Raw genomic sequence first — 17,467 nt, 5'->3', positions numbered from 1 at the left:
CCCTCCGCGTGTCTACTCCGCAGCCTTCTTGAACGCTGGAAAGCGCGAGCGCATTTCGAGCTCGAAGATCGGCACGGTGTTGCGGATATAGAGATTCCGCGCATCGGCCACCGGCTGGTAATCCCAGGCCACACCCTGCGCGCGGATGATGTCGTTGAGATAGCGGCGGCGGCGCTGGCTGGCCACCACCTGTTGCCGGATCGATTCCATGTCCCAGCCCTTGGCAATCTCTGCGCGCAAGGCGGCGACACGCGCGGCATGCGCCGGATCCTTGGCGAGGTTGGTCACCTCGAGCGGATCGGCCTCGACATCATAGAGCTGGTCTGGGTCCGACTGGAAATGCACGAATTTGTAGCGACCGCGGCGGATCATGACACCGGGCGCCTTGGCCCCCTCGCCCATATATTCGCCGATCACCTCGTCATGACCTTGCCCGCCCGTGAGATGCGGTACCAGCGAGCGGCCCTCGGTGATCACCTCGTCATGCAAGGGCGCGCCATTGCTGGCGAGATCGAGCAGCGTCGGCAGGATGTCGATCTGCGAGACGGCGGCCTTCACGCGCGCGGCCTTGATGCCGGGGCCGTTGATGATCATCGGAATGCGTGCCGAATTCTCGTACCAGTTCATCTTGAACCACAGCCCGCGCTCGCCCAGCATGTCGCCATGATCGCCCGTGACGATGGTGACGGTGTTGTCGGCAAAGCCCGATTCATTGAGGCTCTGCATCAAATCGGCAAAGCGTTCATCGATATAGGAGACCGAGCCGTAATAGGCGTGGCGCGCATTGCGGATCGCCTCTTCGCTCGGGGCCGGATCCAGCATGCCGATGCCGTTGGAAATGCGTTGACTGTGCGGGTCGAGCGGCACGGAGCCGGCTTTCAGTTTCGGCATGTCGATATCGTCATGCCGGTAGAGATCCCAATGTTCGCGGCGCGCGAGATAGGGATCGTGCGGGCTGATCAGCGAGACGACGAGGCAGAACGGCTTGTCGTCGCCTTTGCGGGCCAGGTCGAACAGATGGCGTTTCGCCTGGAACACCACCTCGTCGTCGAAATCGAGATAGGCCGAGCGTGTGCAGATGCCGGCCTGATGCACGACATCCATGTTGTGGAACCAGTCGAGCTTGGCCTCCGGCTGGTCCCAATTGGGAACCCAGGCGAAGTCCGACGGATAGACATCGGTGGTAAGGCGGCGGTGGAATCCATGGAGCTGGTCCGGCCCGCAGAAATGCATCTTGCCGGAGAGGGTGGTGTCGTAGCCCAGCGCCGAGAGGTGATGGGCGAAGGTCGGGATCTCGGCCGCGAATTCGGCGGCATTGTCCCAGGCGCCGATCTTGGTGGGCAGGCGCCCGGACATGAAGGAATAGCGGGCGGGGGCGCAGAGCGGGTAGTTGCAATAGGCCGCGTCGAACACGACCGATTTGTCGGCGAAGGCCTGCATCGCCGGCATCTTGACCAGTTTATGGCCGTAGCTCGGCATGAATTGCGGCGCCAACTGATCGAGCATGAAAATGACGAAATTGGGCTGTCTGGCTGCCATGACGGTCGCTCCCCATGAAAATCGATATACGCTAAGTGTCATCTTTGTATCTGGCCGGGACAAACGATAAATACTAGAGTCCTAGGCTTAGTCGACCTTAGCCTTGAGTCTCCGATGACGTTCCGGAAACTGCCGCCCTTGGCCATGCTGCGCGCGTTCGAGGCGGCGGCCCGCCATGTGAGCTTCGCCCGGGCCGGGGCCGAACTGGGTGTCACCGCCGCTGCCATCAGCCAGCAGGTGCGGGGCCTTGAGGAACATCTCGGCCAAGCCCTGTTCCTGCGCCGCGCGCAGGGGCTGAGCCTCACCGAGGCCGGCCTTTCCTATCTCACCGTACTGCGCGATGCCTTCGATCGCATGGGGGCGGGGACCGATGAGCTGTTTCATGGCCGCAGCCCGGATGTGGTCTCGCTCCGCGTCACGGCGGGCTTTGCCCATCTGTGGCTGGCACCGCGTCTGCCGCGCTTTCTGGAACAGGCGCCGCATCTGCGGCTGCGGTTGCTGACCGCCCTTTGGACGCCGCTGGAGCTGGACCGCGATGCCGATTTCGAAATCCGCTGCGGCATCGGCGCCTGGCCGGACCTCGCCGCCTATCCCTTGACCCGCGACCGGCTGTTCCCGGTCTGCGCGCCGGAACTGGTTGCGGGGATGGACCGGCCGCTCGCCCCCGATTTCCTGCAGCAGCAGCGCCTCATCCATATCCAGAGCTTTGCCGAAGGTTGGCCGGAATGGTTCCGCGGCGCCGGGGGGGCCGGCCCCGTCACCGACAGCTCGACCATCATCTTCGACACCGCGACCCTCGCCGTCGATCTCACGCTCAGCGGCGGCGGTTTCATGCTGGGCCGCTCCTGCTTCGTCGATTCCTACCTCGCCAAGGGCGACCTGGTCGCCCCCTTCGCCGCCAAGATCAAAAGCAGCGAAGCCTTCTATCTGGTGGAACGCGCCGGCGAGCGCCTGCCGCGCCCGGCGCGCCTTTTCCGCGACTGGGTCCTGGCCGAGGCGGCGGGCTGAGCGACCCATCATCAAGAAATCCTTGAAGCCGCCCCAAGCATTTCTCTCTTTACTCTATCGATCTGATAGTGTTTAAAAGCAGCCTGATGGGTTCGCTGTGCTGACCTTTTTGGCGCAAGCCATGGGGACAGGGGTGAACCGCCAACCGGTTTCCGGGACGGTGCAGATCATGAATTTTCGTCGTCTTTTTCAGCCCAAGTCACTGATTGCGGCCGCTTTTATCGCCGGCACGCCGATCGCTGTGGGAACTCTCGCGACCCTCACGGGCCTCGCCGCCACACCAGCCGTGGCCATCGATGTGATCGGCTTCCAGCAGAAATGGCTGGTCTCGGTCGATGAAGCGCGCGCCCTCATGGCAAGCGGCGCCCTGGTGCTCGATGCCCGCAATGCCGATCTCCGCACAGCTTCCCCGGTCAGGAACGCCCAGCCGATCCGCTGGCGCGACCTCAGTTCTGCCGATGGCAGCCTGTCGACCGATTACGCCGCTTTGTCCCTGCGGCTCCAATCCCTCGGGCTCTCTGCCGACCAGCCGGTCGTGGTGCTGGCCGACCCGTTCCAGGCCTTGGGCGAAGATGCGCGGGTGGTCTGGGCGCTGCGCACCCTCGGCCATGGCCAGACCGTCATGGTCGATGGCGGCCTGCCGGCCCTTCTCGCTTCCGGCCTCCCCACCATCCAGCCGCCTTTGGGGGCCGGCAATTTTGTGGTCGAGCGGCACGATGATTGGTCGCTCCTGCCTGCCGAGGCCGCCCATGGTCTCGTTCTGCTGAAGGCGGCATCAGCCCCCGATCTCCTCACCGAAGACGGCCACCGCAAGCCCGGCGCCGTGATCCAGGCCTGGCTCGACGGGCAGGGCATCGACCGCGACACCGATCTTGCGACCGATGGCGCCGAAGGTCCGGCAGCCCATTGGCTCGCCGCGGTGCTGATCGATCTTGGCTATCCGGTGCGCAATCTCGAAGGGGCGGAAGCCTATCTGCTGTCGGCTGCGAACTGACGATCCAGCCCGGCTAGAGCGATCCAGCCACGCTGAAGCGCGCCGCCCATCTCTCTTCGATCGCCGCATAGGTGCCGTTGGCCTTGATGAGGGCGATGCCCCGGTCCAGGGCCGCCATCGCCTCGGCGGCCTCCGGCCGCTGCTTCGAGAAGGAAACATAGAGCTCCGGCTCGGCCAGCAAACCCACCACCTTCACCTTGCCGCCCAGCTCCCCGGCGTTTTCGGCGATAAGGCTGGCCATCACCCGGTCATAGATCACGCCATAGGATGCGCGCCTCAGTGCCACCAGCCGCAGCACCGCAAGATCCGACGTCACCACGTCCTTGTCGACCGTGGCATCGCTCTGGAACGGCTCGCCATAGGTATAGCCGTTGGTGACGGCGACGCGCTCACCCTGGAGGTCGCCGGCGACGAGGTCCGCCGCCGCTGAATCGACCGGCGCGATGATCACGATGCGTGCTGCGAACAGCGGCACCTTGTGGAACAGGAAGCGTGCCTCGTTCTCCGGCTCCCGTGTCGTGTCGAAGCAGCCGAGCTGCAAGCCCTGTTCCACCTCCTCGAGACAGCGCGCATAGGGCTGGCTGATGAAGGTCACCTGATGCCCGGCGGCGTCATAGGCGGCACGCACCAGATCGACGGCCATCCCCTCAGCCACATTGTTCCGTTCGCCGGAATAGGGAAACCAGTCATCCTCGGCCACGAGTTGAAACGGTTCGTCGGCACGGGCAAAGGGGGCGGGCAGGGCCGGCGCCAAAAGCACCAACAGGATGAGGAGGAGGGACCGCATGATCAGCTTGTCGTCACCGACTTCACCGCCACCTTGCCATAGAGCTCGGGGCGGATCTGCTCGTTGAGCGGCCACCAGTTGCGCACGCGGCGCACCTGGTCGAGATCGATGGTGGTGGTCAGCAGCGCCTCCTCATCGGGCGCGCCGGCCAGGATGACGCCCCAGGGATCGACCACGGTCGAGCGGCCGATGAAGCCGATGCCGGTCACCTTCTCGCGCCCTGTCATGCCGGAGGCGGCGATGAACATCTGATGATCGGTCGCCCGCGCCTTCAACAGGAAATCCCAGTGATCGAAGCGGGGGGCTCAAGAAAGCGGTCGGCAGCAGGATGAGCTCGGCCCCGGCCTTGGCATAGGCGCGGAACATTTCCGGGAAGCGGATGTCGGCGCAGATGCCGATCCCGAAGCGGCATAGATTGGTGTCGTAAAGCTGCAGTTCGGCGCCCGGCGACACTTTCTTCGATTCCATGATGCCGGGCGGCAGATCGGTGCGGTTAGGCACGTCGAAGAGATGCGTCTTCCGGTAACAGCCCAGCAGGTCGCCGCCCGGCCCCAGCACCGGCGCGGTGTTGTAGATCCGCCCATCGGCACCGCGCTCGTAGAACGAGCCGGTCACATACATGGCGTGTTTGCGCGCCGCTGCCGCCATCATCGTGAGAGTCGGTCCGGGGATCGGTTCCGCGAGCAGTTGATGGGCCTCACCGCTGGAAAAGCCGGTGCCGCTGAAAAGCTCCGGCAGCACCACGATGTTGCTGCCGCGCGTGCCGGCAAGCTCCAGATAATGGCAGGCACGCGCCAGATTGCCCGGCTTGTCGTCATCCTGGGCGTTGAACTGGGCGATCGAGATGGTAACGGGCCGCGCTTCGGTCATGGCATCCCTCTACCCAAGGTCTTTCCCCACATAGCCTCGCCCGACGATAGCCCAGCCCGATGCCCCGCAACAGGACCCGTTATGCCGCAAGCATCCTGCTATTGCGCGAGACGCCATCGCCATGGGTGATGCGGCCGGCACTGTCCCGGATCGGCAGCAGCAGGCTGTCGTTCCACAGGGCACCCTCATCGCCGTTTTGTACGGAAGTACAGGATCAGATCACCGGGAATCAAATGCCCAGGATGAATTTCTGCGCCCGCATGATCTCGAAGAAGTCGTTGCTGGCGAACTGCACCGTGCGATTGCCGACATGCCTGGCGCCCGGATACCAGGCGGCGCGATAGGCATCGGTCGGGTTGTTGAACACCACGTCGAGGGTGATCTCCTTGGGCACCGGCAGCAGGCAGGCGGCACGGTCCAGGCCCAGGGCCTTCTTCACCCCGGCCTTGATGTTGGCGCGCGCCACGCTGGGTGCCACGGAAATGGTCGACCGGCCGATCCCTTCCATGGTGGTCACGGTCACCATGCCGGGATTGAGTTTCTGCGCGTCAAGGCAGATGCCCTTGTCGCCGGAAATGAACAGGGCCGGCACCTTGTAATAGGCAGCGGCCGTCGCATGAAGATGAAACTCCGACGCCGGCACGCCGTTGAGCCGAAACTCGCTGATGCGCAGGTTCATGGTATGGGCCAGCGGATTGGTCTCCGATCCCGCGCGACTGTGATAGCCGGTGAAGATCACCGCGTCGAACCCGTCTTCGATCCCCTGCACCATGCTCAAGGGATGCCCGCTCCAGCCGCGGATGATGCGGACACAGGAGGGCAGCTTCTCGGTGATGATGTTGCGCCCGGAATCATGGGCGTCCTTGAGCAGGATCTCGGTCGCGCCACCTTCGATCGCGCCCTCGATCGCCGCCAGGACCTCGCCCGTCATCAGCTCGCGAAATTCCTGATACGAGAAATGCCCCTTCTCGGCCTCGTCCCAATGGGTGATGCCGGCGGTGCCTTCGATGTCGCTGCTGATGAAGACCTTCATGATGCTTCCCAATCGTACGGCTGTAAAAAGCTGTCGCGATTGATGCCTCAAGCAGTCCCAAAAAGCAAATTGCGCGCTCCTTCAGTTTCGCTTCGAGAGGGTCAGGCTCGGCTGCAGGCCGGCGCGGTCGATGACATGGGTGGCCGAGCCGACGATGAGCGGATCGGGTGTCGTCGCCACTTCCAAATCCTTGTTGGGATAGGGCAGGCAGCTCAGGAAATGCAGCATGCAGTTGAGCCGCGCGCGCTTCTTGTCATTGGCCTTGATGATGGTCCAGGGCGCATCGGCTGTGTCGGTATAAAAAAACATCGCCTCCTTGGCCTGGGTGTAGTCGTGCCACTTGTCGATCGATTGCAGGTCGATGGGACTGAGCTTCCACAATTTCAGCGGATCGTTCTTGCGGCCGTGGAAGCGCTTGCGCTGTTCCGCGCGCCCGACCGAGAACCAGTATTTGAACAGGCGCATGCCGCTGTTGACCAGCATGCGCTCCAGTTCAGGACATTGCCGCATGAATTCGAGATATTCGCTGGAGCTGCAGAAACCCATCACCCGTTCGACCCCGGCGCGGTTATACCAGGAGCGGTCGAACAGCACGATCTCGCCGGCCGTCGGCAACTGCTCGATATAGCGCTGGAAATACCATTGCCCGCGTTCCTTGTCGGTGGGCTTCTCCAGCGCCACGACGCGGGCGCCGCGCGGGTTGAGATGTTCCATGAAGCGCTTGATGGTACCGCCCTTGCCGGCCGCGTCGCGCCCTTCGAACAGCACCACGATGCGCTGCCCGGTATCCTTGATCCAGGCCTGCACCTTCAGGAGTTCGACCTGCAGCTGCGCCTTCTGCGCCTCGTAATGGGACGCGCGCAGACCGGTCTCATAGGGATAGGAATCACTCTGGAAATTGGCTTTCAGCCGGGCGGGGTCGCGCAGCAGCTCATGATAGCCCGGCAGGGTCTCGGCTTCCGACAGCCCGGCCCTGACCCAGGGCGCGCCCCGTCGGCTGGCGCGGTGATGGGCGGTATCGTCGTCGCCGCCAATCCTCAAATCGTGCAATTGCGCGGCACCGGCGGCGATTTCCCGGGCAACCGCCTTGGCGGCGGCCTTTGCCGGGTCCTTGGCCGCAGGTCTAGTCGGGGCATGTACCGGGGCATTGCCGGGCGCCTGCTCGGGGGCTTTCGGGCCAGCCTTCGCGGGCGCCGTGACCTGGGCAGGCGGCGTGGCTTTCAGCGCCGTTGTCTTCACGTCCTGGGCCATCAATCCACTCCCCTGTCGCTGAGATGTCATGAATATGACATCTACATCCGCGGGAGCCGCATTGATCTGGGTCAAACGACCGTCTGGCTCGAAGGCCGAAGGTTAATCCTGGGCGCTTTGACGCTCTTCCTTGCGCCGCGCCACGAAAGCCGCCAGCGCTTCGACCACCGCCACATCCATCGCCGGCGCTGTGTAGGCCTCCAGCGCCTGCTGCCAGACCGCGGTCGCACGCATGGTGGCGTCCTTCGACCCGTCTTCGGCCCAGGCGGGGAAACTCCGCCAATCGGCGAGCAGCGGCTTGTGGAACGCATTCTGGTAGCGTTCCAGCGTATGCTGCGCACCGAAGAAATGGCCGCCGGGCTGCACCTCGCGCTGCGCATCCAGCCCCAGCTCCGCATCGTTGATGACGAAAGGCTGCACCAGCGTCGCCATCAAATGCAGCATCTCGACATCGAGCACGATCTTCTCGAACGAGGCACAGAGTCCGCCTTCCATCCAGCCGGCGCCGTGATAGACGAGGTTGGCGCCGCCCATCACCGACGACCACAGCGACATCTGCGATTCATAGGCCGCCTGCGCATCCACCGTATTGCTGGCGCTGGCGTTGCTGGCGCGGTAGGGCAGGCCGTAGCGGCGTGCCAATTGCCCGCCGCACAAGGTCGCCCGCGCATTCTCCGCCGTGCCGAAGGCGGGGGCCCCGGAGCGCAGATCGACATTCGAGGTGAAGGCGCCATAGACGACCGGTGCGCCCGGCCGGGTCAACTGCGTGAGCACGATGCCGGCGAGCGCCTCCGCATTCTGCTGGGCGAGTGCCGCGGCGAGGCTGACCGGCGCCATCGCCCCCATCAGGGTGAAGGGCGTCACCACGACAGCCTGGCCCCATTCGCTCATCGCCATCAGCCCGTCGCTCATCGCCTCGTCGAAGCGACGCGGCGAGTTGACCGAGATGATGGTGAGCACGGATGGATCACCCACGAGATCCTCGCGCGTCTTGCCCCGTGAGATCGCCATCATGTCGATCCCGTCGAGGGCGCGCTCGGCACCGATCGCCGTGCAATGGAACACCTTGTCGGAATAAGTGAGGTTGGCGAGGTAGCAATCGAGATGACGGCTCACCGCCGGCAGTTCCTGCGGTGCCGTCGGCTGGTTGCCGATGAGATGGATGATGTCGAAGCTCTGCGCCAGTTGGATGAGGCGCTGATAATCCTTGAGATTGCCGGGGCGCCGCCCGTTGATCCGGTCCTCGACCATGGGCGGCCCAGCGACCAGGCCGAAGGCGAGGGCATCGCCACCGAGTTCAATCGTCCGCAGAGGATTGCGCGGCGTCAGGCGAAAGCGGCCAGGGACGGTCTCCAGCGCTTCCGTCACCAGTTCGGCTGGAATGCGCACCAGCCCGCTCCCCTCATCGACCCTGGCCCCGGCCCTGGCGAACAAGGCACGCGCCTGCTTCCCCATGAACTCGATGCCGATCTCGTCGAGGATGGTGAGGGAAGCCTGGTGAATGGCCTCGAGCTGATCGGGGCTGAGCGGCTCGATCGGCTTGAGGTGGCGTTTGAGGATCGCGGGGAAATGCCCCTGCGAAAGCCCGCTGTCGCGCGGGCGGCGCGGATGCTCGGCATCGGGCCGCCGGCGCATGGCGGACACGCGCGCCCCGCTCTCGGTTTCATTGGTCATGATCTGCTTGCCCTCGTTACGTCGCTCTTTCCGTTATGGCCGGGCTTGGCCCGGGCATGACGTCGAGAGCATTTGAACGAGCTTAGTGCCGCGCGCTCAGCCTGAACAGAACGACCGATGACAATTATGCACTGGCGCGATGCGCTTTGATCATCACCCGAAATGGCCGGCCTGGTAGTCGGCGAAGGCCTGTTCGATTTCGGCCCTGGTGTTCATCACGAAGGGACCGGCGCGCGCCACCGGCTCGCCGATCGGCCGGGCTGCGAGAATGAGCACACGGGCGCCATCGGGACCAGCCGTGATCTCGATCTCGTCGCCTTCGCCCAGCACAGCCATCTGCGTCACACCGAGATCGCGGCCGCCGATTTGGGCCGACCCTTCGAACACATGGGCCAGCACCGTTGCTTGCGCGTCGACATCGCTCCGCCACGACGTGCCGGCGGGCAAAGTGACGTCGACCAGCAGCGGCTGGCGCGACACGCCGTTGACCGGTCCGCTGAGACCGCCGGCCGTCCCGGCGACGACCTTCAGCGTGACGCCGTTGGTGAGTGTGGTCGCGGGGATCTGGTCCGGCCGGTAATCCTGATAGCGCGGCGCCACCATCTTTTCCGCCGCCGGCAGGTTGATCCAGATCTGGAAACCGCGCATCAGGCCATCGGTCTGTTCCGGCATTTCCGAATGGACGAGGCCGCGCCCGGCCGTCATCCATTGCGCACCGCCCGGCTCCAGCAACCCGCTGTTCCCCTTGTTGTCGAAATGCCGCATGAGGCCGGCCAGCATGTAGGTCACGGTCTCGAAGCCGCGATGCGGATGATCGGGAAAGCCGCCGATATAGGTACCAGGATCGTCCGAGCCGAACTCGTCGAACAGCAGGAAGGGATCGATCTGCATGATTCCCTGCACCGGGAACAGGCGCTTCATATGGACGCCGGCGCCGTCCGAGGTCTCCTGGCCGGTGATGATGTGCTGTGTCTGACGTCTGGCCATTGCGGCACCTCGCGATTCTTCATGTGGGCTATCGTTCATGGGGACAGATTAGGGCCTGGACGCTGCATGAACAATAAGGCGCGGCGTCACCTGAATGTTTCCCTTATTGCAACAATCTCCCCGGCCGCGCCGGCATGCTATAGCTGGTGTCGACATTTCAACCTGCGGCGAGACCTACCGTGCTGAAATTCATCCATCTCACCGATACGCATCTGGTCGGACGCGGCGCGGCGCTCTATGGCACCGATCCCGCCTGGCGCCTCCGCGCCTGTGTCGCCGACATCCTCGCCGCCCATGGCGATGCCGCCTTCTGCGTCATCACCGGCGATCTCACCCATTGGGGCAGCAGCGACGCCTTCGCCGAGCTGCGCGAGGTGCTGGCCCCCCTGCCGATGCCGGTACATCTCGCCGTGGGTAACCATGACGACCGATCTGCGCTGCGCGCAGCCTTTCCGGATGCATTCAGCGATATTCAGGCTTCGTCCAGGGCGTTGTCACGACGCCGGAAGGGCGCTTTCTCATCCTGGACACGATCGAGCCGGGCTGTTCCCACGGCGTGTTCTGCGACCGCCGCGCCGCGTGGCTGGCGCGGACATTGGCCGAGAATGGGGACGACCCGATCTATCTCTGCCTCCATCATCCGCCTTTTGCGGTGGGCATTCCCGGCATGGACCGGTTGACCCTGCGCGACAGCGCGGCATTCGAACGGGCGATCGCACCGCATCTCGCGCGCATCCGGCATATCTTCTTTGGCCATGTGCATCGTCCGGTTTCCGGCAGCTGGCGCGGCCTGCCCTTTTCGACCCTCCATGGCACGAACCATCAGGTGGCGTTGACGCTGGGCGGTTATCTGTCGCCGGCCCAGGCGGTGGTGGAAAACGCCCCGGTCTGGGGATCGCATGAAGCGCCCCATTACGGCGTGGTGCTGATCGAGGGCGATCTCGTGCTGGTGCATCAACGCCCGTTCATGGCCGGGCCTGAGCGCTTCCGGCTGTAACTGAACAAGGCCGGATGTGGGATCACATCCGGCCTTATCAGATCGACAGCATCGTCTTGCCAGGTTGGGCAGTGACCTGACCAGGCGTTCGAGCTTGACCCGATTATTGCTTCTTCACCGTATCCTCGAGGAAGAAACGACCGAGCGGGTTCTGGTAGAAGCCCTCGATGTTCTTCCGCGTCACGTTGCGATAGGGGCTGTAATAGAGATCGATCCAATGCGCCTCGTCCTTGGCGATGGTCTGGATCTCGATATACATGGCCTCGCGCTTCGCCGGGTCCATCTCGACGCGGGCCGCGGCCACCAGTTCCTTCACCTTGTCGTTCTTGTAATGGGTCATGTAGTTGTTGTTGGCGTCATGGCCCAGCACGAAGGTCGTCTTCTGGTCGGGATCAATGACGTCGTTGGTCCAGTAATTGGTGGCGACATCATATTCGCCATCCACTTCCATCTGCCAAGATGAGCTGGGATCGACCTTGGTGATGTTGACGGTGACACCGGCCTTGGCCAGCTGCTGCTGGATGAGGATCGCGGTCTGCTCAGAGACTTCATCGCCGGTATCGACGATGTAGTTGAGTGTGAGGTCCGCAGCCCCCGCATCAGCGAGCAGCTTCTTCGCACCCTCGGGGTCGTAGGGGCGCGCGAGGTTCTTGTCGTTGTGATAGAGAGCGCCCTTCGGCACGTAGGAATTGGCCACTTCACCGAAGCCGAAGGTCGCCGTGTCGACGATCGCCTGCTTGTCGATCGCCATGTCAAGGGCGCGGCGCACATCGACCTTGTCGAGCGGCGGGTTGCGATGGTTGATGAGGAGATGATCCTCGCGCGTCGAGGGGTCGAGATGGATGTTGAGATTGGCATCCTTCTGCAATTCGGCGATGCGCGAGAAGGGCACGAAGATCGCGGCATCCAGTTCGCCCGCCTGCACCTTCAGCATGCGGGTGTTGTCGTCGGGGACCGAGATCCACTCGACGCCGTCAAGCTGCACGCGGTCGGCTTCCCAGAAATTGGGATTCTTCTTCAAGACCACCTTTTCGCCGCGCTTCCACTCTTCCATCGTGAAGGCGCCCGACGCCAGGGGCTTTTCCGCGATGGCGTCTTCGCCCATCTCGGTCACGTTCTTTTCAGAGAGCACCGAGGCACCCGGCATGGCAAGTGACGCCAGGAACGGTGCTGCCGCCTGGTTGAGCGTGATGACCAGCGTGCGGTCATCCTTGGCCTCCGCCGTCTTGATCACCTTGTAGCTGTCGGCCCAGAGCGAACCCGGATTGTCGCGGATGCGCAGCAGGGTGAAGGCACCGTCCTTGGCCGTGATGGGCGAGCCGTCGGAGAATTTCGCGTCCCGCATCTTCAACGTATAGGTGAGGCCGTCATCCGAGATTTCCCAGCTTTCAGCGAGGCCCGGCTCCAGCTTGGCGCCGCTCTTGTCCACCCGCACCAGCACGTCATAGACATTCGAGAAGACCCAGAAATCGACGTTCTGCGTGGTCTTGATCGGGTCGAAGGTCGTGCCGTCCTCGCGCCGTCCGATGCTCAAAGTCCCGTCGGCCTCGGCCATACTCGTTCCCAGTGTCAGCAGCGCAAACACGCTCGCCGCGCATATTCCCAACCATTTTTTCTTAAGCATGGATCGTCTCCCTGGTTTGTTGATCGGTCGAATTTTGGTCCTGATAGAGATGGCACGCAACATGGCAATTGTTGACGAAGCGCTGCGCCGGCGCCGGGCCTGTCCTGCAGACCGGCATCACGTCCGGGCAGCGCGGATGAAAGGCGCAGCCCGCCGGGATATCGAGCGGGCTTGGCGGTTCGCCGCCCAAAGGATCGTCGGGCAGGCCGCGATCGGGATCGATCTCCGGAATGGCCCGCATCAAGGCCCTGGTATAGGGATGCTGCGGCTTGCCGAACACATCTTCGGTGAGACCTTCCTCGACGATGCGCCCCAGATACATGACGATCACCCGGTCGCACAGGCGCCGCACCACGCCAAGATCATGGGCGATGAAGATGAGGGCGAGGTTCATCCGGCTTTTCAGCTCGATGAGCAGGTTGATGATCTGCGCCTGGATCGAGACATCGAGGGCCGCCACGCATTCATCGGCGATGATGAGCTTCGGGTTGATGGCGAGCGCCCGGGCGATGCCGGCGCGCTGGCATTGCCCGCCGCTCAAGGCCGCCGGCCTACGGTCGGCAAGATCGGGACTGAGGCCCACCAGTTCCATCAACTCGGCAACACGCGCCTTGATGTCGCCAGCCGGCACCTTCTTATGCACGCGCAGCACCTCGGCGAAGGCGTTGCCGATCGCCATGCGGGGATTGAGCGCGTTATAGGGGTCCTGGAAGATCATCGCCGTTTCGCGGTGGAGGCGAGCGATGCCGGCCGCATCCGCCCCGCCCACATCGATCCCATCGAAGAAGACGCGGCCTTGCGTGATGGCACCGAGATGGAGGAGCGCCCGCCCCAGCGTGCTCTTGCCGCAGCCGCTTTCGCCGACCAGTCCCAAGGTCTCGCCGGCTGCAAGCTCGAACGAAACGCCATTGACCGCGCGCACCAGCTTTGCCTTGCGGCCGAGACCGCCACCGGCCTTGAAATGAACCGCGAGGTCCTCGACACGGAGCAACGGCGCGCTCATGACGCGACACCCGCCGTCACCGGACAGGCCGCGAGATGCTGGGCCGCGCGCAACGTCAAGGGCGGCACCATTTGCCGGCAGCTCGCCACCGCGAGATCGCAGCGCGGATGAAAGCGGCAGCCATCTGGCATCTGCCCGGTACTGGGCGGCTGGCCGGGAATGCTCGGTAGCAGGCGCCCGTCCAGCTTGTGTCCCGGCTGGCAGGCAATGAGGCGCGATGTATAGGGATGGAACGGCGCCTGAAGCACGTCGCGCTTGGGTCCCGTCTCCACCAGCCTGCCGCCATACATGACCGCGATGCTGTCGCAGGCCTGCGCCACCACACCCAGATCATGGGTCACCAGGATGATCGACAAGCCGCGGCTGTCGCGGAGATCGAGCAGCAGGCGCAGGATCTGCGCCTGCACCGTCACATCCAGCGCCGTGGTGGGTTCGTCGGCGATGAGGAGCTGCGGGTCGCAGGCCAAGGCCGCCGCGATCATCGCCCGCTGCCGCATGCCACCGGAAAATTCATGGGCGTGGCCGAGCGCCCGGCGTGCCGGATCCGGAATGCCCACCTGGCGCAGCAGGTCGATGGCCTGGCTCCACGCTTCGGCGCGGCTGACGCCGCGATGGACGAGGATGCTCTCCGCCACCTGGTCGCCGATGCTCATAACGGGGTCCAGATGGCTCGCCGGATTCTGGAAGATCATGCCGACCGAGGCGCCGCGCTCGGCGCGGATTTCCGCCTCCGGCATGCGCGCAAAATCGCGCCCGTCGAAAATAACCTCGCCCTCGCTCAGACGAAGATTGGCGCCGGGCAGCAGGCGCAGGATGGCGCGGCAGGTGACGCTCTTCCCCGACCCGCTCTCACCCACCAGCCCCAGCACCTCGCCGCGCCCGACCGTGAAGCTCACTTCCTCGACAATGTCGAAGGAGTGCCCGTGGCGCCGGGCGGTCACGCGCAGATTGCGGACATCGAGCAGGGGCTTGGTCATTCCCGCACCCCGAGATGTTCGCCGAGCCCATCGGCGAGCAGGCTGAAGCCCAGCGCCATGACGACGATGGCAAGGCCCGGGAAGGCGGTGATCCACCAGGCGGTGGTGATGAAATTCTGCCCCTCGGCGATCATGATGCCCCATTCGGCGGTGGGCGGCTGCACGCCCAAGCCCAGATAGGAGATGGCGGCGCCGCTCAGCACGACGAGCACCACGTCCGACATCGAGAACACGATCGAACCGGTCAGCACATTGGGGAGGATATGGCGAAAGAGAATGCGCGGATGACTGTAGCCGAGACTCCGCGCCGCCAGCACGAAATCCGCCGACTTCAGCACCAGCACCTGCGCGCGGATGAGCCGCGCATAGGAGACCCAGCCCACCAGCGCCATGGCGATGTAGAAGCTGGAAAGACCGGGCTTGAGGATGGCGATGATGGCCAGCATCAGGACCAGGAAGGGAAAGGCCAGCACGATATCGACCACCCGCATGGCGACGGCATCGACCGCGCGGCCGGCATAACCGGCGATGGCGCCCACGGTGGTGCCGATGAGGAAGGGGAAGGCGACGCCGATCAACCCCATCTGCAGATCGATGCGCGCCCCCCAGATGATGCGCGAGAGAATGTCGCGGCCAAAATTGTCGGTGCCGAACGGATAGGCGAAGCTCGGTGGCTGCAGCTTGACCGCAAGATTCTGCGCGATGGGATCGAACGGCGCCACCCAAGGTGCAAAGATCGCGATGAGGATGATGAAACCGATCAGCCCGCCGCCGAGATAAAGCGGCAGCGGATAGCGGCCAAAGCGCGGCAGCCAGTTCGGGCGTGTTGCCACCGCCGCACGGCTCACAATTCCACCCGGGGATCGATGGCCACGGTGAGGATGTCGGCCAGGAAATTCACCACCACCGTGGCGCAGGCAAAGACCAAAGCGACGGACTGCACCACCATGTAATCGCGCGTGAAGATGCCGCGCACCAAGAGCTGCCCCATGCCGGGGATCGAGAACACGGTCTCGATGACGACGCTGCCGCCGATGAGCCAGCCGATATTGACCGCGAGCAGATTGATCGCCGGAATGACCGCATTGGGCAACACATGTCGCCAGAACACGCGCGACTCCGACAATCCCCGCGCGCGGGCCGCCGTCGCATGGTCGGAGGCCAGTTCCGCGATCATGCTGGCGCGCAGGTTTCGCGTGATGACGGCGGAGAGGGCCAGCGCCACGGTGAAGCAGGGCAGCACCAGGTGATGGAGCTGATCGATGAGCGTGTCGCCCCAGCCCGCCACGGGAAAGAGGTCGAGCTTCACGCTGAAGACGATGATCAGCATGATGGCGAGCCAGAAGGGCGGGAAGCCGAGGCCCGCGGTCGAGAACAGGCGAATGGCATGGTCAGTAAAGCGCCCGCGCTGCGTCGCGGCCAACGACGCCAGCGGAATGGCCAGCAACAAGGAGAGGAGCACGCTGCCGAGGATGAGGGCCAGCGTCGGCCCCACCCGTTCACCCACCAATTGCAGAACGGGGATCTTGTAGAGGATCGACTTCCCCATATCGCCCAGGCTGAGGTTCTTCAGGAAATAGACATATTGCAGCCAGATCGGCTCATCCAACCCGAACTGCGCGCGGATGCGGGCGATGGCCTCGGGCGTGGATTTCGCCCCCAGCAGCACCCGCGCCGGATCGCCGGGGATGAGCCGCACCAGCACGAAGGTCACAAGGCTGATGCCGAACAGCACGGGAATGAGCTGCAGCGGACGCGCCAGGATAAAGCGGTAACGATGCAGGTTCATGTGCCGCCCAGGCTCATCTGGCGCCGTGGCGTGTCAGAAAGTCGATCAGCACCGGATAATAGGCATGCGGTTCTTCGTAAAACGGCATGTGGCTGCTGTTCGGGAAGACGTGCAACTCGGCATCCTTGAGGTGTAGCTTCATGCGCAGCGAGCAGGCCGGCGTCAGCTCGTCATGCTGGCCCGTGGTGATCAGGACCGGGCAGGGGATCTTGTGCAGGTCCGGCACGCGGTTCCAATCCTTGAGGTTCCCGGTATAGAGGAACTCATTGGGTCCCTGCATGGTGCCATAGGGCCCCATGTTCCAATCGTCGAGCGAGCGCTTCACCGGCGCCGGCCATTCCTGAAGCCTGCAGACATGCCGGTAATTGAGGATGGTGACCGCCGCCTGATATTCCGGATGGGTCAGCGTCCCCTGCGCCTCATGCCGCTGCATCATGGCGACCGTTTCCGAGCCCAGCGCATCACGCAGCCGCATCAGCTCGCCGATGAGATGCGGCATGTCGGCATTGGTGTCCTCGAGGATGAGGGTCTTCAGATTTTGGGGATGCGTCACCGCATATTCGATGGCGAGCCAGCCGCCCCAGGAATGGCCGACGAGATGCACCTTGCCCAGGCCGAGCGTGGTGCGGACCGTCTCGACCTCCGCCACATAGCGCGTGATGTTCCAGAGTTTCGCATCGGTCGGCCGGTCCGAGGCCCCGGTGCCCAGCTGATCGAAGGTCACCACCCGGAAACCCTGGTCAACGAGGCAGGAATGCGCCTCGCGCAGGTAATCACAGGGCAGGCCCGGCCCACCATTCAGCAGCAGAACGGTGTCCGTTCCCTGGCCGAAACTGTAGGTGACGACCTTAAACCCATCGACCGTGATCTCGCGCCGCTCATCGGCCGCCATCTCGCGCCACATGCCCCGTCCCTCTCACGTCACCCAGCCAGT

16 protein-coding genes and 1 pseudogene are annotated in these 17,467 nt (G+C 64.0%); 3 read left to right on the top strand and 14 right to left on the bottom strand.

Annotated elements, in window-relative coordinates:
• Positions 1–12 precede the first annotated feature (12 nt).
• The gene (betC, locus tag IPK59_14345) at positions 13–1,539 is read right to left on the bottom strand and encodes a choline-sulfatase (GenBank protein ID MBK8159886.1); all 1,527 of its coding nucleotides are present in this window, start codon (positions 1,537–1,539) and stop codon (positions 13–15) included.
• Positions 1,540–1,653: 114 nt separating this feature from the next.
• Between betC and IPK59_14340 the strand changes: the two genes are divergently transcribed.
• Together IPK59_14340 and IPK59_14335 are read left to right on the top strand one after the other, a co-directional pair.
• Positions 1,654–2,547 (top strand): LysR family transcriptional regulator, encoded by an 894-nt coding sequence (locus tag IPK59_14340; protein ID MBK8159885.1) that lies wholly within the window; start codon positions 1,654–1,656, stop codon positions 2,545–2,547.
• Between the two features lie 133 nt (positions 2,548–2,680).
• Positions 2,681–3,541, top strand: coding sequence for a hypothetical protein (locus IPK59_14335; protein ID MBK8159884.1), 861 nt, complete (start codon positions 2,681–2,683; stop codon positions 3,539–3,541).
• 13 nt (positions 3,542–3,554) lie between these two features.
• Here IPK59_14335 and IPK59_14330 read toward each other — a convergent pair whose 3' ends face one another.
• The 7 genes from IPK59_14330 to IPK59_14300 form a co-directional block, all read right to left on the bottom strand.
• On the bottom strand, positions 3,555–4,328 hold the full coding sequence (locus tag IPK59_14330; GenBank protein ID MBK8159883.1) for a transporter substrate-binding domain-containing protein: 774 nt from the start codon (positions 4,326–4,328) through the stop codon (positions 3,555–3,557).
• 2 nt (positions 4,329–4,330) lie between these two features.
• Positions 4,331–4,537 carry a hypothetical protein gene (locus IPK59_14325; GenBank protein ID MBK8159882.1) on the bottom strand — a complete coding sequence of 69 codons (207 nt, stop codon included), beginning with the start codon at positions 4,535–4,537 and terminating at the stop codon, positions 4,331–4,333.
• Positions 4,461–5,198: a hypothetical protein gene (locus IPK59_14320; GenBank protein MBK8159881.1), complete on the bottom strand. Its 738-nt coding sequence runs from the start codon at positions 5,196–5,198 to the stop codon at positions 4,461–4,463. Before IPK59_14320 ends, IPK59_14325 begins: the two co-directional genes overlap by 77 nt.
• A 229-nt stretch (positions 5,199–5,427) precedes the next feature.
• Positions 5,428–6,231, bottom strand: a complete 804-nt coding sequence (locus IPK59_14315) for a M55 family metallopeptidase (protein ID MBK8159880.1) — start codon at positions 6,229–6,231, stop codon at positions 5,428–5,430.
• A gap of 81 nt (positions 6,232–6,312) precedes the next feature.
• Positions 6,313–7,482, bottom strand: coding sequence for a polyphosphate kinase 2 (gene ppk2 / locus IPK59_14310; GenBank protein MBK8159879.1), 1,170 nt, complete (start codon positions 7,480–7,482; stop codon positions 6,313–6,315).
• A gap of 102 nt (positions 7,483–7,584) precedes the next feature.
• A complete protein-coding gene (locus IPK59_14305) occupies positions 7,585–9,156 on the bottom strand; it encodes a trimethylamine methyltransferase family protein (GenBank protein MBK8159878.1) in 1,572 nt (523 codons plus the stop codon).
• Between the two features lie 153 nt (positions 9,157–9,309).
• A complete protein-coding gene (locus IPK59_14300; GenBank protein MBK8159877.1) occupies positions 9,310–10,143 on the bottom strand; it encodes a pirin family protein in 834 nt (277 codons plus the stop codon).
• Between the two features lie 182 nt (positions 10,144–10,325).
• On the opposite strand from IPK59_14300, the pseudogene IPK59_14295 reads away from it, so the two are divergent.
• A pseudogene (locus IPK59_14295) lies at positions 10,326–11,140 on the top strand (phosphodiesterase).
• A 103-nt stretch (positions 11,141–11,243) separates the two neighbouring features.
• Here IPK59_14295 and IPK59_14290 read toward each other — a convergent pair.
• From IPK59_14290 to IPK59_14265, 6 genes are read right to left on the bottom strand one after another with little or no spacing between them, the layout of a single operon-like run.
• Positions 11,244–12,764 (bottom strand): ABC transporter substrate-binding protein, encoded by a 1,521-nt coding sequence (locus IPK59_14290; GenBank protein MBK8159876.1) that lies wholly within the window; start codon positions 12,762–12,764, stop codon positions 11,244–11,246.
• Complete coding sequence (locus IPK59_14285) at positions 12,757–13,767, bottom strand: ABC transporter ATP-binding protein (GenBank protein MBK8159875.1); 1,011 nt, start codon at positions 13,765–13,767, stop codon at positions 12,757–12,759. Before IPK59_14285 ends, IPK59_14290 begins: the two co-directional genes overlap by 8 nt.
• Positions 13,764–14,744: an ABC transporter ATP-binding protein gene (locus IPK59_14280; protein ID MBK8159874.1), complete on the bottom strand. Its 981-nt coding sequence runs from the start codon at positions 14,742–14,744 to the stop codon at positions 13,764–13,766. Before IPK59_14280 ends, IPK59_14285 begins: the two co-directional genes overlap by 4 nt.
• A complete protein-coding gene (locus tag IPK59_14275) occupies positions 14,741–15,592 on the bottom strand; it encodes an ABC transporter permease (protein MBK8159873.1) in 852 nt (283 codons plus the stop codon). Before IPK59_14275 ends, IPK59_14280 begins: the two co-directional genes overlap by 4 nt.
• A complete protein-coding gene (locus IPK59_14270; GenBank protein MBK8159872.1) occupies positions 15,589–16,533 on the bottom strand; it encodes an ABC transporter permease in 945 nt (314 codons plus the stop codon). Before IPK59_14270 ends, IPK59_14275 begins: the two co-directional genes overlap by 4 nt.
• Before the next feature lie 13 nt (positions 16,534–16,546).
• The gene (locus IPK59_14265) at positions 16,547–17,437 is read right to left on the bottom strand and encodes a proline iminopeptidase-family hydrolase (GenBank protein ID MBK8159871.1); all 891 of its coding nucleotides are present in this window, start codon (positions 17,435–17,437) and stop codon (positions 16,547–16,549) included.
• Positions 17,438–17,467: the final 30 nt, after the last annotated feature.

Source organism: Rhodospirillaceae bacterium (genome assembly GCA_016712715.1).
Taxonomy (GTDB): domain Bacteria; phylum Pseudomonadota; class Alphaproteobacteria; order Dongiales; family Dongiaceae; genus Dongia.
Note: the sequence above shows the minus strand (reverse complement) of the source record. Positions and strands in the feature narration are given on the sequence as shown.